General features: G+C 59.9%; 15 protein-coding genes. 10 read left to right on the forward strand and 5 right to left on the reverse strand.

The annotated features are described in order from the left end of the window. Positions 1-29 precede the first annotated feature (29 nt). The 5 genes from ACWISF_RS05085 to ACWISF_RS05105 are packed head-to-tail and all read left to right on the forward strand — an operon-like array spanning position 30 to position 6,253. Positions 30-3,383 (forward strand): tubulin-like doman-containing protein, encoded by a 3,354-nt coding sequence (locus ACWISF_RS05085; protein ID WP_448380510.1) that lies wholly within the window; start codon positions 30-32, stop codon positions 3,381-3,383. Positions 3,384-3,419: 36 nt separating this feature from the next. Beyond that, the gene (locus tag ACWISF_RS05090) at positions 3,420-4,355 is read left to right on the forward strand and encodes an NAD-dependent epimerase/dehydratase family protein (protein ID WP_448380511.1); all 936 of its coding nucleotides are present in this window, start codon (positions 3,420-3,422) and stop codon (positions 4,353-4,355) included. A 41-nt stretch (positions 4,356-4,396) separates the two neighbouring features. Then, on the forward strand, positions 4,397-4,819 hold the full coding sequence (locus tag ACWISF_RS05095; RefSeq protein ID WP_448380512.1) for a single-stranded DNA-binding protein: 423 nt from the start codon (positions 4,397-4,399) through the stop codon (positions 4,817-4,819). Continuing rightward, positions 4,803-5,378: an RdgB/HAM1 family non-canonical purine NTP pyrophosphatase gene (gene rdgB / locus ACWISF_RS05100; protein WP_448380513.1), complete on the forward strand. Its 576-nt coding sequence runs from the start codon at positions 4,803-4,805 to the stop codon at positions 5,376-5,378. Before ACWISF_RS05095 ends, rdgB begins: the two co-directional genes overlap by 17 nt. Then, complete coding sequence (locus tag ACWISF_RS05105) at positions 5,375-6,253, forward strand: UPF0104 family protein (RefSeq protein ID WP_448380514.1); 879 nt, start codon at positions 5,375-5,377, stop codon at positions 6,251-6,253. The genes rdgB and ACWISF_RS05105 overlap by 4 nt, the downstream gene beginning before the upstream one ends. A 452-nt stretch (positions 6,254-6,705) precedes the next feature. Here ACWISF_RS05105 and ACWISF_RS05110 read toward each other — a convergent pair whose 3' ends face one another. The 3 genes from ACWISF_RS05110 to acnB form a co-directional block, all read right to left on the reverse strand. Continuing rightward, entirely contained in the window at positions 6,706-7,581 is an 876-nt protein-coding gene (locus ACWISF_RS05110) for an alpha/beta fold hydrolase (protein WP_448380515.1), read from the reverse strand. Next, positions 7,569-9,689, reverse strand: coding sequence for a lytic transglycosylase domain-containing protein (locus ACWISF_RS05115; RefSeq protein ID WP_448380516.1), 2,121 nt, complete (start codon positions 9,687-9,689; stop codon positions 7,569-7,571). Before ACWISF_RS05115 ends, ACWISF_RS05110 begins: the two co-directional genes overlap by 13 nt. Before the next feature lie 150 nt (positions 9,690-9,839). After that, positions 9,840-12,362 (reverse strand): bifunctional aconitate hydratase 2/2-methylisocitrate dehydratase, encoded by a 2,523-nt coding sequence (gene acnB / locus ACWISF_RS05120; RefSeq protein ID WP_448380517.1) that lies wholly within the window; start codon positions 12,360-12,362, stop codon positions 9,840-9,842. Between the two features lie 404 nt (positions 12,363-12,766). Here acnB and ACWISF_RS05125 point away from each other — a divergent pair, with 404 nt between their 5' ends. From ACWISF_RS05125 to ACWISF_RS05145, 5 genes are read left to right on the forward strand one after another with little or no spacing between them, the layout of a single operon-like run. Continuing rightward, positions 12,767-13,885, forward strand: a complete 1,119-nt coding sequence (locus ACWISF_RS05125) for a response regulator (protein WP_448380518.1) — start codon at positions 12,767-12,769, stop codon at positions 13,883-13,885. A gap of 3 nt (positions 13,886-13,888) precedes the next feature. Continuing rightward, on the forward strand, positions 13,889-14,266 hold the full coding sequence (locus ACWISF_RS05130; RefSeq protein ID WP_448380519.1) for a response regulator: 378 nt from the start codon (positions 13,889-13,891) through the stop codon (positions 14,264-14,266). Then, a complete protein-coding gene (locus ACWISF_RS05135; RefSeq protein WP_448380520.1) occupies positions 14,256-14,735 on the forward strand; it encodes a chemotaxis protein CheW in 480 nt (159 codons plus the stop codon). The genes ACWISF_RS05130 and ACWISF_RS05135 overlap by 11 nt, the downstream gene beginning before the upstream one ends. Positions 14,736-14,739: 4 nt before the next feature. Beyond that, entirely contained in the window at positions 14,740-17,376 is a 2,637-nt protein-coding gene (locus ACWISF_RS05140) for a methyl-accepting chemotaxis protein (protein WP_448380521.1), read from the forward strand. A gap of 10 nt (positions 17,377-17,386) precedes the next feature. Continuing rightward, on the forward strand, positions 17,387-19,891 hold the full coding sequence (locus ACWISF_RS05145; protein ID WP_448380522.1) for a hybrid sensor histidine kinase/response regulator: 2,505 nt from the start codon (positions 17,387-17,389) through the stop codon (positions 19,889-19,891). Here the strand turns inward: ACWISF_RS05145 and ACWISF_RS05150 are convergent. After that, positions 19,857-21,287 (reverse strand): cobaltochelatase subunit CobN, encoded by a 1,431-nt coding sequence (locus ACWISF_RS05150; protein ID WP_448380553.1) that lies wholly within the window; start codon positions 21,285-21,287, stop codon positions 19,857-19,859. The genes ACWISF_RS05145 and ACWISF_RS05150 overlap by 35 nt on opposite strands. A 27-nt stretch (positions 21,288-21,314) precedes the next feature. After that, positions 21,315-21,743 carry a hypothetical protein gene (locus ACWISF_RS05155; protein ID WP_448380523.1) on the reverse strand — a complete coding sequence of 143 codons (429 nt, stop codon included), beginning with the start codon at positions 21,741-21,743 and terminating at the stop codon, positions 21,315-21,317. Between the last annotated feature and the right edge of the window lie 44 nt (positions 21,744-21,787).

Consider the following 21,787-nt stretch of genomic DNA (forward strand, 5'->3'; position numbering starts at 1 on the left):
AATACGGCCAAGTGCCCTCCTAGCGACCTATGGCAGACTACCTCGGCATGACCCCCACCATTGTCGTCGGTCTTGGTGGTACAGGCAAGGAAGTCATCATCAAAATCCGGCGCATGATTGTGGAGACCTACGGCAGCCTGGATGCCCTACCAATTGTTTCTTTTTTGCATATCGATACGGAACAAAACGCCAAGGTTTCGGAGCCGCAAACCGTTTTGAAACAGGATATTTCCCTGCGCCCGGTAGAGCAAGTCTGGGCCAAAGTGGACAATGCCAAAGCCATTTTGAACCGCATTGCCGATTACGAATACCTGCAGGAATGGTTTCCCCCGGAACTGGCAGGAACCGACTCGATTTTGGCGGGAGCCGGGCAGATTCGCGCCCTGGGTAAATTTGCCTTTACGGTGAACTACCAAACCATCAAACAGGCCTTTGCCAATGCCCGTTCCCGGATTGTCGGCCATGAGAAATTTATGCTGGACCGCTGGGGCGTGCAATTGGACAAAGGGATAAATGTGTTTATCGTTTGTTCCCTCAGCGGCGGTACGGGTTCCGGCATGGTCTTGGACGTAGCTTATAATGTGCGGGACTGGGTGCCGCCTTCCGATTTGCCGCAAACCTGTGCGTTTTTGGTCTTGCCAGGGGCGTTTTCCGGCCTGGGTGACCGGGTGATTGCCAACGCCTATGCGGCCTTGATGGAACTAAATCACTATTCTCGTCCCCACACCCGGTTTGAAACCCAATACAGCAACAACATTGCCGACCGAATTAGCAGTCAAAATGCGCAAGACACGCCCTTTGGGTTTTGTTATTTGGTGGGCAACAGCAATGATAAAGTCACCTTGCCGAACTTGGAATCGGTTTTGGAAATGGTGGCGCAAAATATTTTCTTGGATTTTTCTTCGGGGTTTAGCCAGTACAAAAAGTTGGTGCGGGACAACATTCGCAAGCACTGGGCGAGTCCCGACCCACTGGGCTATCCCCAAAACTACATTGCCTTTGGTTTGGCGAGCATCCAATTTCCCGTGCAACGGGTGCTCAATGCCTGTGCGTCCCGGTTGGCGGTGGCCCTGGTCGATTGGTGGAGCAATCCCACCCCGGCGCCGACGGCTATGCGGGATGTGATCAAAACGGAAATTTTACCTAATTTGGGCTTAGCGGAATCGGAAACCAACCACCAATTGCTAGACAGTTTGAGCGTGGGGGACAACATGAAACCCTACAGCAAGGAAGTAGCCGATTGGGTGGCCGGGTTACGCAAAAAACGCAACGATTTGAACATTCCTTTTGAGAATTTAATGCGGTTTATTTCGGTGGAAGAGGAAAAATATCGGGTGCATTTTAACGATGCGGATAGCGACCCGCGGCGCTGGAGCGATTACTTCCAGAAAATGTGGGACAATCTCAACCGTCTCATTCCGCAAAAAACGAAGGAATTGCGCGAAACGGTGGCGCAGATGGTGGAAGACCGGTTTCGGGGTCCCAAGTGGACGCGCCAATTCCTGGAAGTGTTGTTGGAAGTGCTGTTAGAGTTTCGCACCACCTTTGACCAGTCCCGGCAAAAAGATTGGTTGCCCAGGGAGCGCTCGGCCAGTCAAGCCCTGCAAATTCTGCTCAAACAAATTGACAACCACGCCCGCCAGATGATGCTGCTGAATCGCAAAAAAGTTATTGACGATGATTTCAATGCAATCATGCAGGCGTTGGAGGCGATTTATGTTTCCAAGGTGGAAGTGAAAGCCCGGGCTTTGGCGGTGCCGCTTTTGGATGCCCTGCGGGAAGAAACCCAACGTTTGCTCAGCGATCTGAATTATTTTGATAAGAATTTGGAAAACCTGCGGCGGCAGTTGGCGGAGCGGGAACAGGTATATACCCGTGAAACCAGCACGCTGACAGTGAATGGGATTTTGCTGTACGACCCGCAGGACATTGACCAAATCTATCAAAAGACGATGGCAAACCGGGCGGAAATGGTCTATCAATCTATGAGCCAAGACATCTGGAATGGCCTGGGGTGTCGTCTGTTTGATTTGCATAAATTCGAGCATTTGCGGCAGCAGGATTTATATCAACGGCTGATCAACCGGGCGATTGATGAATTTAGCACCAGCGAACAGTTAAAGGTTTCTGTCGCGGAAAAATTCATTGCTCAATATCCCACCCTCGAGCAACAGGAATCCCAGTTGAAAACCACGTTTGAAAAAAGTGAAGCCTTTTTGCGGTTTAGCCAGGAGCAGGCCCGTTTGGGTTGGGATGACCGTCCGGAAAAACGGCAAACCTTGGTGGGGATTCAAGGGGGAAATAAACCAACCGACCCTGCGGTGGCGGCCCTATTGCCTTTGCTGCGCAAAAGCACCACGCTGACGGACAAGGATATTCGTCCCTACAACGACCCCCATCACATCTATTTCGTGCGGGAAATTGGTGCTTTTCCCTTGCGGTTGATTGAGGGGATGGAACGGATGCGAACCATTTATCGCACGGTGGCGCAGATGGACCGCAATCCCCTGCATACACACCGCAATAGTCGCCAGTTTCAGGACATTATGCCGCCTTCGGCCGAGGAAATTCAGGTGCAGGAAAACCTGATTTTGGGGCGCATCTTTCACCTGGTCACGGTCACAGAAAATCGAATAACGGGTTATACGGAAGTGAAATTGACCTATCACGATAGCGCTACGGGTTTAGAGCGGACGTTAAATTTGGGGAGCAATTGGGACGAAGCGCGGGATTATCTGTTGGCGGATCAAAATCGGCGGGCGCGGGAGTTGCTCAATGATGGGGTGCAAAAGATTCTCAAACAGGCGAATAATCGCGACAGCAAACGGGCGTTGTATGAGCGATTGATGGGCTATTTGCAAACTTTGGAACAGACGATCCCTGGGGGGCGGGATAACCCGGAATATCAGGCGGTCGAAAGTGCTATTAGCAATTGTGTGCGGAACTATCGTCTGTTTGAACCAGGGGTGACGCCGCCGGCATCTGCTGCGCCTGCAAAAGTTGCGCCCACCCCCGCTGCGAAACCCAAAGCGACCCCCGATGGGGCGATTGAGAAATTTACTAAGTTGGTCGAGGCCTGTTTTAAGGGGGGCAAAACGCCTTCGGAGAAGGAGTTAGAAATGTTGGATAAGTTGCGGGAGAAATACGGGGTCAGTCGCGAAACGGCGCAGGAAATTATTGCGCGATTTCAAACGCCCGGTCACGACCCGGAGTTGGCGGCTTATGAATACGCTTTGATGTTCCGTGCCTGTTTGGAAAATGACGGGGAAATTGGTCTGGAGGAACGGGCGCAATTATTAGAACTCCAGGGGGAACTGGGGTTGACGGATGAGCAGGTGGCGACCATTGAAGCCAATGTCCGGGAGGAATTGGGCCTGGGCTAGTGTGGTAGGCTACGGATTGCCGTATCTGCTGGGTACATGCGGGTTTTGATTACGGGTGGGGCGGGTTTTATCGGCTCGGCGGTGCAGGATATTTATGTGCAAGCGGGGCATGAGGTGGCGATTCTGGACAATTTCGTCGCCGGGAATCCTGCCTATGTTCATCCCCAAAGCCGGGTGTATTGGGCGGATTTGCAGGATGCGTCCCGCGTCGAGGAGATTCTCCGGGAATGGCAACCGGAGGTGGTCAGTCACCATGCCGCCCAGATTGATGTGCGGCAGTCGGTGGCCCAGCCGGTCGCCGATGCCCAGGTCAATATTTTGGGTTCGTTGCATGTGCTGGATGCGGCGGCGCGCTTGGGGGTGAAACAGTTTATTTTCGCGTCGTCGGGGGGGGCGTGTTATGGGGAATTGCAACAGATTCCGGCGCCGGAGACCCACCCGTTGCAACCGGTTTCTCCCTACGGGATTGCCAAGGTGACGCTGGAGCATTATCTGCGCTTTTATTACGAGACGCATGGGTTGTGCTATGGGATTTTGCGCTATGCGAATGTGTACGGCCCACGCCAGGGAATTAGGGGTGAGGCAGGGGTCATTGCAGCGTTTATACGGGCTTTGTTGCGGGGGGAAACACCGGTGATTTATGGAACGGGTCAGCAAACGCGCGATTATGTGTATGTGGCGGATGTGGCCCAGGTGAATTTGCAGATTTTGGGGCGGCCAGAACCCTTTATTTTCAATATCGGCACGGGGCAGGAAACGTCGGTGTTGAGCCTGTATGAATTAATCCAAACTCTGATTCCCACCAAAATTAGGCCGCAATTTTTACCGGCGCGGGTGGGGGAAATTAGCCGCAGCGCCCTGGATGTGACGCGGGTGCGGGAACAGTTGGGGTGGCAGGCGCGTACTTCCTTACGCGAAGGGTTGCAGGCGACGTTGGCCTGGTATCGGCAGGTGGTGGCGGGGGTGGTCTGAAGTGGCGCACCGGAAATGTGCCAGACTGGAGATAGAATGCCGTGGGTGGAACTGAGGCGATGAATGTGTGTATTCTCCAAGCGGAAATTTTGCAGGAGCCGCAACTGCGCTACACGCCGGACAATCAACTGCCGGTGATGGATATGTTGGTGCAGTTTCCGGGGCTGCGTCCTGAGGACCCCCAGGGGCGGCTCAAGGTGGTGGTCTGGGGCGCTTTGGCCGAGCAAACGTTTAAGCAGCTCAAAGTCGGGGATCAGGTGCTCATTGAAGGGCGCTTGGGTATGGTCAAGGCGGATTTGCCGGGGGGAAGCCGCACCACGCGCCCGGAATTGACTGCCTCCCGCATTTTCCCGATCCAGGTGGGCGCCCCCTTGGTGGCCGAAGAGACGGCGCCGCGCCGTTTGTCTGCGCCGGTAGAGCCGGCCGAACCCAGCGACGGCGATGCGTATGCGACCCCCTTTTGAGTTGGTGGTGGCGACGACCAACCCCGGTAAGGTGCGGGAAATTCGCGCCTATTTGTCGGACTGGAACTGTTTGCTGCCCCCGCTGGATTTGCTGCTGGCAGAAACAGGAGCGACGTTTGCGGAAAATGCCTGCCAAAAGGCAACCCAGGCGGCTGTGGCGTTGCAGGCGTGGGTGTTGGCGGACGATTCCGGGTTGGAGGTGGACAGTTTGGACGGGGCGCCGGGGGTGTTTTCCGCCCGTTATGGCCGTACCGATGCCGAGCGCATTCAGCGGTTGTTGTTTGAGTTGGGGGATGAGCGGGAGCGGGGGGCGCAGTTTGTCTGTGCGGTGGCGGTGGCCAATCCCCAGGGGGAAATTGTGGCGCAGGCCCAAGGGGTGTGTCGGGGGGAAATTCTGTTTGCCCCGCGGGGCAGCGGTGGCTTTGGCTATGACCCGATTTTTTATGTCCCGACGGAGGGGTTGACCTTTGCCCAGATGACCCCGGCGCAAAAACAGCGTGTCAGTCACCGGGGTAAGGCGTTGCAAGCTCTGGTGCCCCAACTCCAGCGCCTGCGGTGAAATTCTGGCGGTGGCTGGCCTGGTTGGTGGTGCTGGCCTTTTTGGGGCAAAAGTTACGCCAGTCGTGGGGGGAGGTGCAAAACCTGCCGTGGCAGCCCTGGATAGTGGCCTGGTGGGGGGCAGCCGGTGGGGTGACCACAGGGGCGCATCTGTGGGCGGGTTGGCTGTGGGGGCGTATGCTGGGGTTTCTGGGGCATCCGGTGCCCAGTCGTTGGGCTGTGCCCCTGTATGTGCGTACCAATTTGGCGAAATATATCCCTGGGAATGTGTGGCATTTCTACGGTCGGCTGCAGGCTGCCCAGTCCCGCCGTATTCCGCTGGCGATTGTTCTGCTGAGCATCCTGTTGGAAGCCCTGCTGCTGGTGGCGGCGGCGTTGCTCCTGGGGGCGAGTTGGTGGCGGGGGTGGTGGGGGCCGTTGGTGGTTTTGCTGGCGGTGTTGCTGGGAATCCATCCCTGGTGTTTGAACCGGGTGGTGGCTTGGGTCGGGCGGCGTAGGGGACAGCCTTTGCCCCCCATTCGTCGGTATCCCTTGGCGCTGTTGCTGGGGTGTTTGGGCTTTATGGGGTTGCGCGGGCTGGGGTTTGTGCTGGTGCTGGGGGCGTGGTTGCCCCTCAGTTGGGGACGATTGCCGCACCTGTGGGGGGCGTTTGGGTGGGCGTGGTTGCTGGGGTTTCTCATCCCTTTAGCCCCAGGGGGAATGGGGGTGTTTGAGGCCACCTTGACCGCCAGTTTGAGTGGGGTTGTGCCAACCGGAATGGTCCTGACTGCCGCCGTAGGGTATCGGTTGGTGAGTGTGTTGGCGGAAGTGGCTGCTGCGGGTGTCGGTCTTTGGGTGGGATGGGGGCGGAGGGATTTGAACCCTCACGACCTTTAGGGTCAACGGATTTTCATTCTCCACCGACTTTCGCCGGGGGGTAAACCCCTGGAGAATTGGACTCTCCCTTTACCCACGACAGCAGCAAGCGCCACCTGTCGCTAGGGTAGCTCCCGTCGAGTCTCTGCACCTTCCGAAGCGGCTTTGGCCCCTTCGGCTTGGCTCAGGATTGCCATATCCACCGCCTGTGGAGTTAGGTTCCCCTGAATTTGAGAGCGTTCACTTGTGGGATTTCTCCCGCAAGGCTCAATGGCTTAAGTCCGTAGCGTCTACCGTTCCGCCACGCCCCCCAGTGAATTCTTAGAATAGCACAATCGCCAGAAATCCCACCTTTAAGAAAAAAAACGCCTGCCTAACCAGGGGGAGTGGCGCGTATCAATTTTAATTTTTTTTGCAACCTATTGCCCCCTCATCAGCACGCGCTTACAGGGAATACCAACGCCAGCCGCTGTTTAGACCTCGGTATGCCACTGTCTCAGCCATTCATCCAGCAACTGATTGACCTGCAACGGCGTTTCATCCTGGGGACAATGGCCGCTTGGGAGTGTGACCCACCGAATGTGCGGGAACTGTTCTGCCCAGCGCCGCCCCTGCCGGATGGGAAGCAACCGGTCGTGTTCCCCCCAAATCAACAGCACCGGCACCTGTAGGGCCGCCAACAACGGGGACACGCGGGGGGCATACCCCGGACGACTGCTGGCTTGTGCCATACGGCATAGGGTCAAGGCCGCACCCGGCTCCTGGGCAGGACGGGCAAACATCTGCACCAGTTCCGCATTCACCGCCGTTGGGTCGTGGTACACCTGGGAACGGCATACCCAGCGAATCACCGCCGGTTGCCGCAGTCCGTAAAACAACGGCAGGGTCACCACCGGGATCAACAACCGCTCCAGCCCCCCCAACCAGGCATACAACCAAGCCGGTTGCCCCCTTGGGCGTCCCTGGGGCAGCGTCAGCAAAACCAACCCCCGCACCATCTCCGGGTGGGCCACCGCCGCCGTCAGACTCACCAAAGACCCCAGGGAATGCCCCACCAAACAGACAGGCTGGCCGATAAACGTCCGCCAAAACTCATAGACCTGGGCGACCCACAAACGCACACCGTACTGGGCTGCCGCCTTCTGGGAATCCCCAAACCCCAGCAAATCCAAGGCATAAACCGGATGGTGTGCTCCCAGCACCGGTACATTGTACCGCCAATGTTCTAAGGCCGCTCCAAACCCATGCACAAACACCAGAGGGACGCCGTTGCAGGTACTCCCCTGGTGGCAGTAGCGCACCCGATAACCCCGCCAAAACCAGTACCGCTGCTGTTTCACGAGACACACAGATGGGGGTTCACCCGCGCACAGATGGCAGGATTGTACAGCCGCAAATAGTTCCAGTAGTTGCCGAACACCTGCCGCACGTAATCCCGCGTTTCCAAAAAAGGAATTTCCTCCACAAACTGGTCCCAATTCTGAGGCTGCTGCCGCTTCAACCATTGGTCCACATTCCCCGGCCCGGCATTGTAACTGGCAACCGCCAACAGGGCGTTGTGGCCGTATAAACCATCCGTGTACTGCAAAAACCAGGTGCCCGCCTGCAAATTCTCCTGGGGCCGGTGCAGTTGGAACGGCGGACGCCGCAACTTACCGGCAATCCAATCCCCCGTTTCCGGCAAGACCTGCATCAGCCCCACCGCCCCGGCACTGGAGACGATCTCGGCTTCAAAACGGGATTCCTGACGGATGAGGGCCGTCACCAACAGGGGATTGAGGCCATAGGTCGCCGCCGCGCTCGGTACCTCCGGCCAGTAGGCCAAAGGATACAGCGCTTGCCAGTAGGTGGGTTCCTGCTGCACCTGCCGGTACTGCTGTTGGTCGGCGGCGTTCTGCACCCGCCGCTCTAAAGTCGCCAGCATAAATAGCCCGTCTAAGTATTCCCCCACACCCACCCGGATCAGGCCATCCGTAAGCTGTTCGGCCAACGTGGGCTGCTGCCGCTGCTGAAATTCCAACTGCCACTGCTCCCAAGCATCCCGATATTCCCCCAGATGGTACAGTTCTTGCAGGGTGGGAGAACCACTCCACAAAGAAAAGGGAGCGCGCTGGGTCTGTACCTCCGGCTGCGCTTGCAAAACACCCTGAAAATCCCCCACCGGCCAGCCCAACCGCACCGCCGCCCGCCAGGCGTAGTAGGAATCCGGGTAGCGGGTCACCACCTGGGTATAAGCCGCCTGTGCCCGCTCTTTTTGCCCCAACTGCTGTGCCCATTCCCCCAGCCAAAACCCTGCTTGGGGCGCCACGGCACTCTCGGCCCCGTGCTGGAGAATCCCCTCGGCGTAGTGCATAGCCTGCCTCAGATTGCCGCGCTTGGCTTCCACCTGCGCCAGTTCCCAGCGCAACCGCGCCGCCGCCTCGGTCTGGGCATAGCGGGAGAGCAATTCGGTGCGGATTTGGCTAACCCGTTGGGGCGATTCCCCCTGTTCCCCCAGCAGGAGACGTTCCCACAACACCCGCGCCGCCCGTTCCCCATCCCGCTGCTGCAACTGCTGGAAATACTGATCCCGCTGGGGCGCCGGCGCCAACAGGGACAAATAGTACAACGCTAGGACACCCTGGGGCGTTTCGCTGTACTGCCGCAGGAGGTCCTGGTAATAGCCGATGGCCTCCTCGGTTTTGCCCCCCAACTGATGCCCCCGCGCCACGCGGTAGAGGTGCTCCGGGGTCAGGGGCGCCAGAAGATAGGCCTGAGCCGCCTTGAGATAGCGCTGTTTTTCCCAATAGGCAAAGGCAATCGCCTGCCATTCCTCCGGCGTGAGTTGCCCGCGGTACAGGTTGACCAAACGGTCCAAATACACCGTGAGGTTGGGCAGATGCAAACCGTGCCGTGCCAGATGTACCAGCAATTCCCGGTTGTTGGGTTGCTGCGCTAACGCCTTTTGCACCTGGGCCACCACCTGGGGATGGGCAGGATAGCGGCTCATGGCTTCGGCAGTGCGTCCCAAGGCCAACAGGGCTTCCGCCGCCACCTCCTGCTGGGGGTAACGCGCAACAATCTGCTGCCACCGCCGCTGCGCCGCCTGCCGGTCCCCCTTTTTCGCGTAGGCGCGGGCAGCCTGGGCCAAAACATGGGCCGCCAACAGGGGATACTCCCGCTCCAAATTCGCCAAAGTCGCCAGGGCAGTTTTCGGCTGCCCCTGCGCCAGGGCATCCACCGCCAACAGATACCGCGCCCGCTGCCGTTCAACGCCCTGCCCTTGGGCGCTCAACCGGGTCAACGCCCGCTGCCGCGCCGGAGGCGACTGCCGCACCAAAGGCGTTAACGCCCTCAAAGCAGGTGAAGGCGCGGCCGACAATGCCGCTGGTTGCCGGGGGCGCCAGTGCCACACCCATCCCCCCAACCCCACCAAAACGACCAGCCCGACCCCAAAGCCCACAGCATACCGTTTCATGGCCCGACTCCCCCCTTCTCCAGGAACCAAGATGGAACGTCACACATCGCGGGGACCCAGCAATTATCTCAAGTGTGATGGATTCCTGTGCAAGAAGCGACCCCACCCGCCGCGCCTGCTGCTTACTGCTGGCACCATCCTAGCACAACCCTAGCGTCCCACCCCCGTGCCGACCAGCCGGTCGAAATGCAAATACCGGTAAATATCCGCCGCCCAGGGGTCAATTTTCTCCGTGACAATTGCCCGGTATTCCGCCAGGGTGGGAATGCGCCCCAAAAGGGCACACACCGCCGCCAATTCCGCCGAACCCAGATACACCCGGGCATCTTTGCCCATGCGGTTATTGAAATTGCGCGTCGAAGTGGAAAACACCGTCGCGCCATCGGCCACCCGCGCCTGATTGCCCATACACAGGGAACAGCCCGGCATTTCTAAGCGCGCCCCTGCCGCCCCAAAAATACTGTAGTACCCCTCCTCCCGCAGCACCTGTTCATCCATGCGCGTCGGCGGACAGACCCACAACCGCACCTTGACCTGCCCGGCCCCCTCCAACACCTTGGCCGCCGCCCGGTAATGGCCGATATGCGTCATACAAGAACCGATAAACACCTCATCAATCCGCTCCCCCGCACATTCACTCAGGGGTTTGATGTTGTCCGGGTCGTTGGGCGCTGCCACCAACGGTTCCGTAATCGCATCCAAATTCACCTCCAACGTCGCCACGTATTCCGCATCCGGGTCCGCCGTCAGCAACTGCGGGTTGGCCAACCAGGCCTGCATTTTTTCCAGCCGCCGCTGCAACGTCCGCCGGTCCTCATAGCCCCGCGCGATCATGTCCTGGAGCAAGGCCACGTTTGACCGCAGGTACTCGCTTACCGTCGCGACCCCCAACTGAATCGTACACCCGGCACAGGAGCGCTCCGCCGTGGCATCGGTCAGTTCAAACGCCTGCTCCACCTGCAAATCCGGCAGCCCCTCGATCTCCATAATCCGCCCGGCAAAAATATTGCGCTTATTCTCCTTATCCAAAGTCAGATAGCCCTGCTGCAGCGCCACATAGGGAATCGCATGCACCACATCCCGCACCGTCACCCCCGGCTGCAACGTGCCGGTAAACCGCACCCGCACCGACTCCGGCATATTCAGGGGCATCGAACCAATCGCCGCCGCAAAAGCCACCAACCCCGACCCCGCCGGAAACGAAATCCCCAACGGAAACCGGGTATGGGAATCCCCACCGGTCCCCACCGTATCCGGCAGCAACATCCGGTTCAACCAGGAATGGATAATCCCATCCCCAGGCCGCAACACCACCCCGCCCCGCGTGGCAAAAAAATCCGGCAACTCCCGCTGCATCTGGATATCCGCCGGTTTGGGATAGGCCGCCGTATGACAAAAACTCTGCAACACCAAATCCGCACTAAACCCCAAACAGGCCAATTCCTTCAACTCATCCCGCGTCATCGGCCCGGTGGTATCCTGGGAACCCACCGTCGTCATCACCGGCTCACAGGCCGTCCCCGGGCGCACACCCGCCACCCCGCAGGCCCGCCCCACAATTTTTTGCGCCAGCGTAAACCCCTTACCCGTATCCGCCGGCACCCTGGGCCGCACAAACCCCGGATGGGGCGGCAACCCCAACCGGCTGCGGGTTTTATCCGTCAACCCCCGGCCAATCAACAGGGGAATCCGCCCCCCCGCCCGCACCTCATCCAACAGCGTCTCCGGTTTGAGCGTAAAACGGGTAATCAACCGCTCCTGTTCATCCCGCAGTTCACCCCGGTAGGGATAAAGGCGAATCACCTGCCCGGTGCTCAACCCCGTCACGTCACACTCAATGGGCAACGCCCCCGCATCCTCGGCGGTATTAAAGAAAATCGGCGCAATCATCCCCCCCAGGATCACCCCGCCCCGGCGCTTATTCGGTATTCCTGGAATGTCCTCGCCAATATGCCACAACAGGGAATTAACCGCCGATTTGCGCGACGAACCCGTCCCCACCACATCCCCCACAAACGCCACCGGCAATCCCAAGGCCTTAAGTTCCCGGATCGTGGCAATCGCCCCCGGTGCCCGCGTTTCCAACATACTCAACGCATGCAGGGGAATGTCCGAGCGAGTCGAGGCATGAATCGCCGGGGACAAGTCATCCGTATTCACCTCCCCTGCCACCTTAAACACCCGCAGCGTCAACACCTCCGGCACCGGCGGTCGGCACGTAAACCACCTGGCTTCCGCCCAGGCGGCAATCACCCCCTGGGCATAGGGATTGTGCTGCGCTAACTCCCACACATCGTTGAACGCATCATAAACCAGCGTGATTTGGGATAGGGCCGCCTGCGCCGCCTCTTGAATAACATGATCTGGACTTTGTAATAGTTCAATTAATATGGGCACGTTGTAGCCGCCCACCATCTGCCCCAGCATGGCAACGGCTGCCACCGGGGTAATCTGGGGGCTGGTGCAACGGCCCTGGGCCAAGTCCCGCAAAAATCCCGCCTTGACGTAGGCCGCCGGGTCCACGCCGGGGGGCACCCGTTCCTGGAGCAACCAGCGGTCGGTGGGGGTGCTGTCTGCCGTCTGTAACCGCTGGCACAGTTGGGCGGTCTGGGCCGCATCCAAGGGTAAGGGGGGAATGCCCAAAGCGGCTCGTTGCGGTGCGTCGGTTACCATAGGGAATCGCCAGGAAGCTATTTAACTCTCTAGTCTAAAGCAGAATGACCGGGCCCTAAGGTTCCTGGTAAACCAACTGCCGCCAGCGCCACATTTACCCAACATTTACCGGGCGTTAATATAAACTTAACTTTGTTTTTGTAATATAAACAAATTTGTTTTTGTCCTATGAAAGATTGGACCAAAAAGAGGGGCGAGGGTAAGGAGGGAGGTGGGGAATGGGTGCGGGTGAATTTTCTGTCGATCCAGGGGTTCCAAGGCTAGGGGTGGCGGGGTTTTTGCCGGTTTTATCGAGGGATTCATTCGGTGGATCGGTAGGGTTTACTGAAGCGGAATTTGGCGTTAAGATTGACGTAGGTGCTGGTGGGAAGACCGCTTTTGCTGAGTAGGTAAGTATTGGCAGGATGATGGAACCAGCTCAGGATCGGCCTCTTACGGGTCATGTCACGCTGTATGACCCGGCGGACCCTTCGGTGCGGTGGGATGTGTATGTGGGGCCGGCGGGGACGCGGTTGCATTATGCCAGCAGTGGCATGGGGCGGGCGGAGCGGTTTAATTGTTTGTTGCCGTTTTTTTTCCCGAAGTTGGCGGATTTGGTTTTGCCGCCGGATCAGGATGAGTATGAGTTTCTTTACCAGCAGAGCCAGGGGGGGCATTTGCCTTTGGCGGAGGTGCGGCAGATTTTGCTGCGGTTGACCCAGGAGGCGTTGACCCATTTTTTGGTGTTGTCCCAGCACAAGTCGGCGCAGGTGAAGCGGGAGGAGCATCCGCGGATTCCCTTAAATCCGATTTTGTTGGCGGTGAGTTTGGCGGATGTGGCCAAGTCGGTGGAAAAGGAGGTCAAGACCTGGGCGGGGTTGCGTTACCGGGTGCCGTCCCCGTTTGCCCGGTTCCATCTGCCGTCCCAGCGGGTGAATCAGGTGTATGAGTTTTGGTCGACTTGTCCCCGCGACAGCTATTTGGCGAAGTTGCCTGCGCCGCAGTTGCATCGGTGTGTGGAGTTGTTTCAGCGGGATGGCTGTGGGTATGAGTTGGCGCGGGAGTTGAAGGTGGCGCCGACGGCGGCGGTGCAGTGTTTCTTGCCTTTGGTGCAACAGGGAATCTTGACGGTGCGGCCCTTTCAGGTGCCGGAGCCGCCCAAACCGCTTGGTCCGAAGATTGCCTGTGTGGACGACAGCCCGGCGATTTTGACCAGTGTGACCCAGATTTTGCACAGCAGTGGCTATCAGGTGATTCCGATTGGGCAGCCGACGCAGGTGATGACGATTTTGGCGCAGGAGAAACCGGCTTTGGTGTTGTTGGATGTGCTGATGCCGGAGTTGAATGGGTATGAGCTGTGCAAGTTGATCCGCCAGCATCCGGAGTTGCGCCAGGTGCCGATTGTGTTTTTGACGGGCAAAGATGGGCTGGTGGACAAGGTACGGGCAAAGTTGTTGGGGGTAAAAGAGTACCTCACCAAGCCGGTGGATGCGGAGCAGTTGCGCCGGTGTGTGCAACATGTCTTGTCCCAGAGGGCGGTGTGAAGGATGGAACCGTTACCGCGGTTGGTGTTGGTGGTGGAGGATGTGATGGCCGAGCAGAAGTTGATGGTGGCATTGCTGCAGCGGGCGGGGTATAAGGCGGTGGGGCAGTCCTCGGCGGAGGCGGCCTGGGCGTGGTTGGAACAGCATGGGTTGCCGAGTTTGGTGGTGACGGATATTGGTCTGCCGGGGGAAAGTGGGCTGGATTTGTGTCGGCGGATTCGCGCGCATCCGGACTGGCGGGGCCTGCCGGTGGTGATCTGTAGTTGCCGCGACCGGGAGGCGGACCGGTTTTGGGCGCAACGGCAGGGGGCGACGGACTATTTGACCAAGCCCTACACGCCGCAGCAGTTACTGGCGATGGTGCGAAAGTATGTCCCTTAGTCCAGCGGTACAGGCGCTCCCGGAAAAGTATGTGGTGTTTCGGTTGGGGGGGGCGGTGCGGTTGGCGTTGCCCCAACTGGCGGTGCGGGAGGGGTTGGATCTGGCCAGTGTGGTGGTGGCGCCGATGCCGGGGGCGGCGGCGATTTTTCAAGGGATTGCCAATGTGCGGGGGAATTTCCTGTGGGTGCTGGATTTGGCGCGGTTTTTGCGGGAGTTGGAGCCGGATTTGGCTTTGCCGGTAACGCCGCAGCGGGAGGGGTTGGTGGTGCAGGGGGGCCAGTGTTCCCTAATTGTGACGATTCAGGGGCGGGAGGGGTTTTTGCCGTTGACCCCCAAGGAGATACAACCGTTGCCGCGGCTGCGCCACAAGCACCTATTTCCTGGGATGGTGCGGTGGGAGGGACAGCCGGTGGCCTTGTTGGACCCGACGGCGTTGTTTCAGGTTTTGCGTCAAGCGTCAGGGAGGTAGTTTGATGGAACCATTGCCTTCACCTAGCCCTGAGTGGGCGACTCAGCCGGATGAGGTGCCCAGCACCTTGGAACAGGTGGATGTGGGGGCAGACCCGCTGTTGGCGCTGTATTTGCAGGGGCAGGATGCCCGGGAGGCGGGGGATGTGGAGGAGGCGCGGCGGCTGTGGCAGCAGGTGGTGGCGCAGGACCCGGAAGGTGCCTATGGGGTGGCGGCGCGGGCGGCGCTGGCGGAACTCCCCCCGCCTTTGGTGATCGAGCCGTTGCCGGCGGTGCCGCCCCGGCCCTGGTTGCAGCCGGTGCGGTGGTGGCAGCGTACTCCGTTTCGCCGGAAACTGGCGGCGATTTTGCTGGTGTGGACGGCGGTGCCGGTGGTGGTGTTGACCCAGGTGCAGGTGCGGTCGGTGCGCCAGACGGTGACTGACAAGTTTGCAGCCACGTTGGCGCAAGGGGCCAATACCGTGCAGGAGGAGTATTTGGATTGGTTGTCCCAGGAGTCCTTGGCGCAAGCGCAAACGGTGGCGCAACTGCTGCAAACCGATCCGACGTTGATGGCAGAGCCGAATGGGTTGCTCGAGACGCTGCTTAGCCGGGGGTTGGCGGCCAATGAGTCCCAATACCCGGAATTGACCAAGAATTTTCGTTTGGTCCTCGATGGGCAGGGGCGGCTGCGCCAGCAGGCGGTGGTATTGTCGCGGGAGGATTTTCGCATCTATCCAGAGGTGCTGGCTGCGGATCAGCCCTTGCCCCCCTATGACACGCGGCGGGTGATGTTGCCAGCAGATCAGAATTTGGGGCAGTTGCCCTGGGTGCGGCGGGCGATCCAAACCCGCAAACCGGTGGTGGGGTTGGCGTTGTTGTCGCTGGCGCAGGCGCAAAAGCTGGGGCTGGCGCCCCAGGCGAAAATTCCCTTGCGGAACCGGGCCAGTTTGTACGCCCAGGAATTGCAGCGGGGGGTGGCGTTGGTGGCCCTGGCAGTGCAACCGGTGGTGCAGCGGGGGCAGGTGGTGGGCGTGGTGTTGGTCGGCAGTTTGCTCAACCGCAACCACTGGCTGGTGGACCAGGCGCAACGGCTGTACGATTTGCCGCTGGTGGCGGTTTATGCCCGGGATATGCAGGTGGCCACGAATTTCCCGGATGAGGACGGCACCACCCGCGCGCTGGGCAGTTTGGCGCCCCCGTCGGTGGCACGAGCGTTGCTCCAGCAGGGGCAGGAGCACCAATGGGCCACGCTGAAGGTTCCCGATACGACCGACGGGCAAAAGTATTGGCTGCGGTTCCAGGTCTTGCGGGATGTGGACGACCGACCGGTGGGGATGTTTGTGGTCGGCAAGCCCCTGGCGACCCTGGAGCAACTGCTGTGGGAGCGCACCCGCAACACCTACCTGTTGGGGCTGGTGATTTTGCTGCTGGCCTGGGGGTTGGGGTTGGGGGCGGCGCATCTGTTGGCAGAGCCGGTGCGGCGGTTGGCGCTGTATGCCCGGGCGGTGGGGCAAAATCCCCGCCAAGAACCGCTTGTGCTCAACAGTCAGGATGAATTGGCGCTTTTGGCACAGGAAATGAACCACATGGCCGCCCAGGTCGCCGACCAGATGCAGACCCTGCAACGGCAGCAACAGGAGGCGGAACAGGCGCGCATGCAACTGGAAGCGGATGTGATCCAACTGCTGATGGACATCGAGGGGGCGCAACAGGGGGATTTGACCGTGCGGGCGCGCACTGACGCGGGACAAATTGCCGCCATTGCCGATGCGTTCAATGTCACCCTAGCCAGTTTGCGGACCCTGGTGGGGAATGTGCGGGCGACGACCGACCGGGTGGGGGCGTTGGCGAGGCATTCGGAGGCCGCCGTGGTGGATTTGGCCCAGGCGGCCCAGTCCCAAGAGTTGGAGCTTACCCAGGCCCTGGCCTTGGCGGCGGAAAACGCCCAAGCCATTCAGACCATTGCCCAGCAGGCTGCCGAAGCGATGACCACGGCGCAGTCTTCCTTGGAGGCGGCGCAAGAGGGTCAACAGGCGATGGATGCCACCGCCAGCTTGTACGACCAGATTCGGGAGGCGGTGGGGAAAACCTCCAAAAAGGTCAAGCATCTGGTCGGTTCCAGCCAGGAAATCAGCCAGGTGTTGGCCATCATTCAGGAAATCAGCGTGCAGACCAACCTGCTGTCGTTCAACGCTTCGTTGGAAGCAGACCGGGCGGGGGAACACGGCCAGGGCTTCCGGCTGATTGCCGACGAAATCGGGCAATTGGCGAATCTGGTGCGCAAGGAAACCGCCCGCATTGCCGCTTTGGTGCGCAACATTCAGCAGGATACTGCCGATGTATCCCAGGCGATGGAAAGTAGTACCAGTGCGGTGGCAGAAGGTTCCTTGCTGGTGCAAAAAACCCAGCAGGTGTTGCAAAAACTCGCTGAACTCTCTGGACAGATGGCGGCCAACCAAGCGGCGATTGCCCGGGAAACCCAGAACCACTCCCGCGTATCCAGCCAGGTGCAAACGGCGATGGAAAACGTCGCCGCCATTGCCGCCACCACCTCCAATGCCGCTCAGGAAGTGGCGGTTGCCCTCCAGGAGTTGGGTGAGGAAGTGCGGCAGTTGCAGCAATTTGTTTTACAATTCCGTCTCCAGCCTACGACCGTTTGACGCCAACCCGATGAGCAGCACCTTTGACAGCGACCTGCTGGCCAGTTTGATGGCCGAAGCCCGCCAGGGGTTTCTGGAGGAGGAAGCGCCCCAATACCTAGAAATTCTCCGCCAGGGCATTGCCGCCCCCCAGTGGGACTACGAAAAACTGATGCGGGCGGCGCACACCCTCAAAGGGGGAGCCGGTACGTTCCAGATGACGGCGGTGCAAAAGCTGGCGCACCGGTTGGAGGATTTGCTGGAACTGATGGGACAACGGCATCTGCCGGCGGGCGAACCCCTGGTGCGCCAGGCGGTGGAGGAACTGGCCTGGCTATTGGACAACGTGGCCAATCCTGAGGTCACCGCCAACCCGGAGCTGTTGGCCGCGATGGCCAATCTGGTGGCGCAAGAAAGCCAGAGCGAACCCAGCCCGGAGGAGCAGTTGCAGGCAGCGTTGACCGGGGCTTTGGAAGACTGTCTCCAGGTGGCGGAGGGGCGGTTGCGGCAAGGGGATGCCCAGGCGGTGGCGGAACTGCTGGAAAACGGCATGTTTCTGGCCCAGGAGTTGCAATTGCCCTGGTTGGCGGCCGCCCTTGCCCCCCTGCGGGACACCCCCAGCATTCCCGTAGCCGAGCAGGTGATTGCCCAGATTCGCCGGGAGCGGGATCAGCGGTTGGGGGTGACCCCCGCGCCGCTGCCTGCCCCACCACCGGCGCCTGTGGAACCGGCAGCGGTGCCGACCCATGTGCGTTTGCCCTTCAAGACCATTGAATTTTTGGCCAATACGGGCGGGGATGTGCTCTTGTATTTGGAAAAACTCAGCGGTCAGCAGGAGCAATTGGAAGCCACCATCCGCCATTTGAAAGAGCTGGTGCAGGGGTTTGAACCGGTGCGGGAGCAGATGGACGAAGTGTACGAACAACTGGCATTGCAATACCGCGCCACGGAAGGTACGGAATTTGACCCCCTGGAGATGGACCGCTTTAGCGCCCTGCACCAAACCCTGCAAGCCTGCCAGGAATTTGTCGCCCAAATCAGCGAAAGTGCCGAGGATTTGGACCTGGTCACCCGCAGTACCGCACGGGAATTGGTGAGTTTGCGGCGCAATTTGAACCAAATCTACAGCGAATCCACCAAAGCCCGCCTGAACCCCTTTCGCACCCTCACCGACCCTTTTGCCAACAAAATCCAACGGTTGGCCCAACGCTACGGCAAACAGGTGCAATGCCAGGTCGAGGGGGCGGACGTCTTGCTGGACCGGATGCTTTTAGAGCAACTCAAAGGCCCCTTGACCCACCTGGTGAACAACGCCTTTGACCACGGCATCGAACCCCCATCCGAGCGGTTGCGGCGGGGGAAACCGGCCACGGCCACCATCCTGCTGCGCGCCCAGGTGCAGGGCAACCAGGTGCTCATTAGCATCCAAGACGATGGCCGCGGGGTGAACCTCGAACGGGTGTACCAAAAGGCGCGGGAACGGGGGTTGACCCAGGCGGCCTTTGCGCAGCTTAGCCAAGAGGAATTGCTGAATTTTCTCTTTATACCGGGCTTTTCCACCAGCACCCAGGTTTCGGAACTTTCTGGGCGGGGGGTCGGGTTGGATGCGGTGCGCACGGAAATCCGCCAGTTGGGGGGAACGGTGGAAGTCACTTCTACCCCCGGTCAAGGCACCTGTTTTACCCTGCGTCTGCCGCTGGCGGTGAGTCTGTTGCCCCTGCTGATTGTGCGGGCCCAGGGGCGGCAGTTGGGCTTTTTGGCCGACAGCGTGCTGGACATTTTGCGGGAAGTGCCGGTGGCGCGCCACTTTACCCCGCCCCTGACGGTTCCTTGGCAGGGGCAGCCTTTGCCGGTGTATCTGCCGGAGCATCTGCTGGAATACGCTTTTCCCCTTGATCCCCCCCTGGCGCAGGCGATTTTGGTGCTGCGCGGTCCCCAGGAGCAACCGCTGGGGTTGGTGGTGGACGAACTCAGCGAGGTGCGGCAACGGATGGTGAAACGGGTGGAAGAAATTTTCCCCTTGCCTCCCTACTTTGTGGGGGCGGCGGTTTTGCCGTCGGGGGAATCGATCCCGGTGATTCTGCCGAGCCAATTGCGGCGACCGGGAGAGGGGGTGAGCCGTTCTCTGACCCCGGTGAGCGAGGAAACCGCCAGCCCGCGCCCCACCATCCTCATTGCCGAAGACTCCGTTTATACCCGCCGGATCATCTCCAGCGTCCTGGGGCAAGCCGGGTACGAAATTCTGGCTTGTCGTGACGGGCAGGAAGCCTGGGAAGTTTTATTACAAAATCCGGGTAAGGTACACCTGGTGCTGACGGATTTGGAAATGCCCCGCCTGAATGGGTTGGACCTGCTGCAAAACATTCGGGAGCACCCCCAGGTTGGCCGTTTGCCCGTGGTCATGCTCACTTCCCGCACCGGCGACCGTCACCGCCAAAAAGCCGCCAGTTTGGGGGTCAACGGCTATCTGGGCAAGCCTTGCAACCCCAGCGAACTCCTGGCTACGGTGGGGCGGTTTGTCCCTGTCGCTCAATAAGGGCTTCGGTTTCAAGAATCAAACGGCGCAGGGCGGATAGGACCTCCGGGTCGGGGCTGCGCCATTGGCCCCGCTGGTGGGCTTCCCACAGCCGTTCTGCCATCCCCCGCAAGGCCCAGGGGTTGCTCTGGCGCAAAAATTCCTGCACGGTTGGGTCGAGGAGGTAGGCCTGGGCCATGCCCGCATACATGTAATCCCTCCCGCAGCCGGTCGTGGCGTCGTAGGCAAACAAATAATCCACCGTGGCCGCCAATTCAAACGCCCCTTTGTACCCGTGGCGCAGCATGGCGTTAATCCACTTGGGATTGACCACCCGCGCGCGGTACACCCGCTGGATTTCCTCTTGGAGCGTGCGGATTTGGAGGTAGGGGGGGCGGCTGTGGTCCCCGTGGTAAATGGTGGGATTGTGCCCGGTGAGGGTGCGAATGGCAACGGCCAACCCGCCCTGGAATTGGTAGTAGTCATCCGCATCCAAAATGTCATGCTCCCGGTTGTCCTGGTTGTGCAGGACAATTTGGGTCTGCCGGAGCCGTTGGATGAGGGCCTCGCGGGCCGGTTCCCCCCAACGTGAGCCGGTGTACCCATAGCCACTCCAATTCAGAAAAGCCGTGGCCAAATCCGCAGGGGTTTCCCAATTTTGGGCGGCAATCAACCCCTGCAACCCCGCCCCGTAGCTCCCCGGTTTGGGGCCAAACACCCGCAGATAGACCTGGTGTGGCGGCAATCCCGTCGCCTGCGCGGCCACCAAAGGGTTATCCGCCGGGGCTTCGGGCAACTGGGCCACCGCCTGTACCGCCTGGTCAAACAAATCCAGCAGGTGGGGAAAACTATCGCGAAAAAAACCCGACACCCGCAAGGTCACATCCACGCGGGGGCGGCCCAGATAGCTCAGGGGCAAAATCTCAAAATCCACCACCCGGCGGCTCGGCCCGGCCCACACCGGTCGCACCCCCAACAGCGCCAGGGCTTCGGCAAAATCCTCCCCCCCTGTCCGCAGCGTCGCCGTCCCCCACACCGACAGCGCCAGGGTGCGGGGGTATTCCCCTTGGTCTTGGGTATAGCGGTCAATCACCGCCTGGGCCGCCTTTTGCCCCACCTGCCAAGCAGTTTCCGTGGGAATCGCCCGCACATCCACCCCGTAAAAATTCCGGCCCGTCGGCAACACCTCTGGCCGTCCCCGTGTCGGGGCTCCTGCCGGGCCGCTGGGCACGTAACGCCCCTGCAACCCCCGCAGCAGATGGGTGAGTTCCTGGGGCGTCTGCCGCAGCCGGGGCAAGAGCGTGGTTTCCACCCAAGCCAAAACCGCTTGCGCCTGGGGGCCGGGTGGGGGGTCGTAGGGTTGACCCGCCAACAGTTGCCCGACCCAAACCGCCGCCTGCGCCTCTACAGCCGCAATTTGTTCCCGCCGGGAGACAGGCATGGGTCAAGTCTGTTCCTCTTCCGGGGGCGATTCCGGTTCCTGCTCCAGGGCGTGGTTCAACCGCCGCACATATTCGTCAAAGGCCTGTTTGACCATCCATTCCGGCGCACTGGCATCCTGGAGTTGCTGCCAAAACGGGCGGCTCATCAGCGTAATCAAATGGTCACAACGCCCCTGCAACCCGTCCTGTTGAGAATCAATATGCTCTAACCCCTTTTCTAGGCGCTCCCAGCGCCCCTCCAAATTATCCCAAATCTCCCGGATGAGTTTCGACAATTCCCGAATACAGTGGTGGGCATCCTCGACCTGCTGAATCAGCACCTCCACCTGGCGGGTCAACACCTGGTTTTCGTGAGCCAGACGCTCGACCAATTCCAGAATCCGCCCCAGGTTTTCCGGGGTCACCTCCACGCGGCGCGACGGGGAACTCATGGGCCACCACCAACGGAACATACGTGTTATTTTAACCCGAACGC

Source organism: Gloeomargarita sp., from assembly GCF_053491055.1.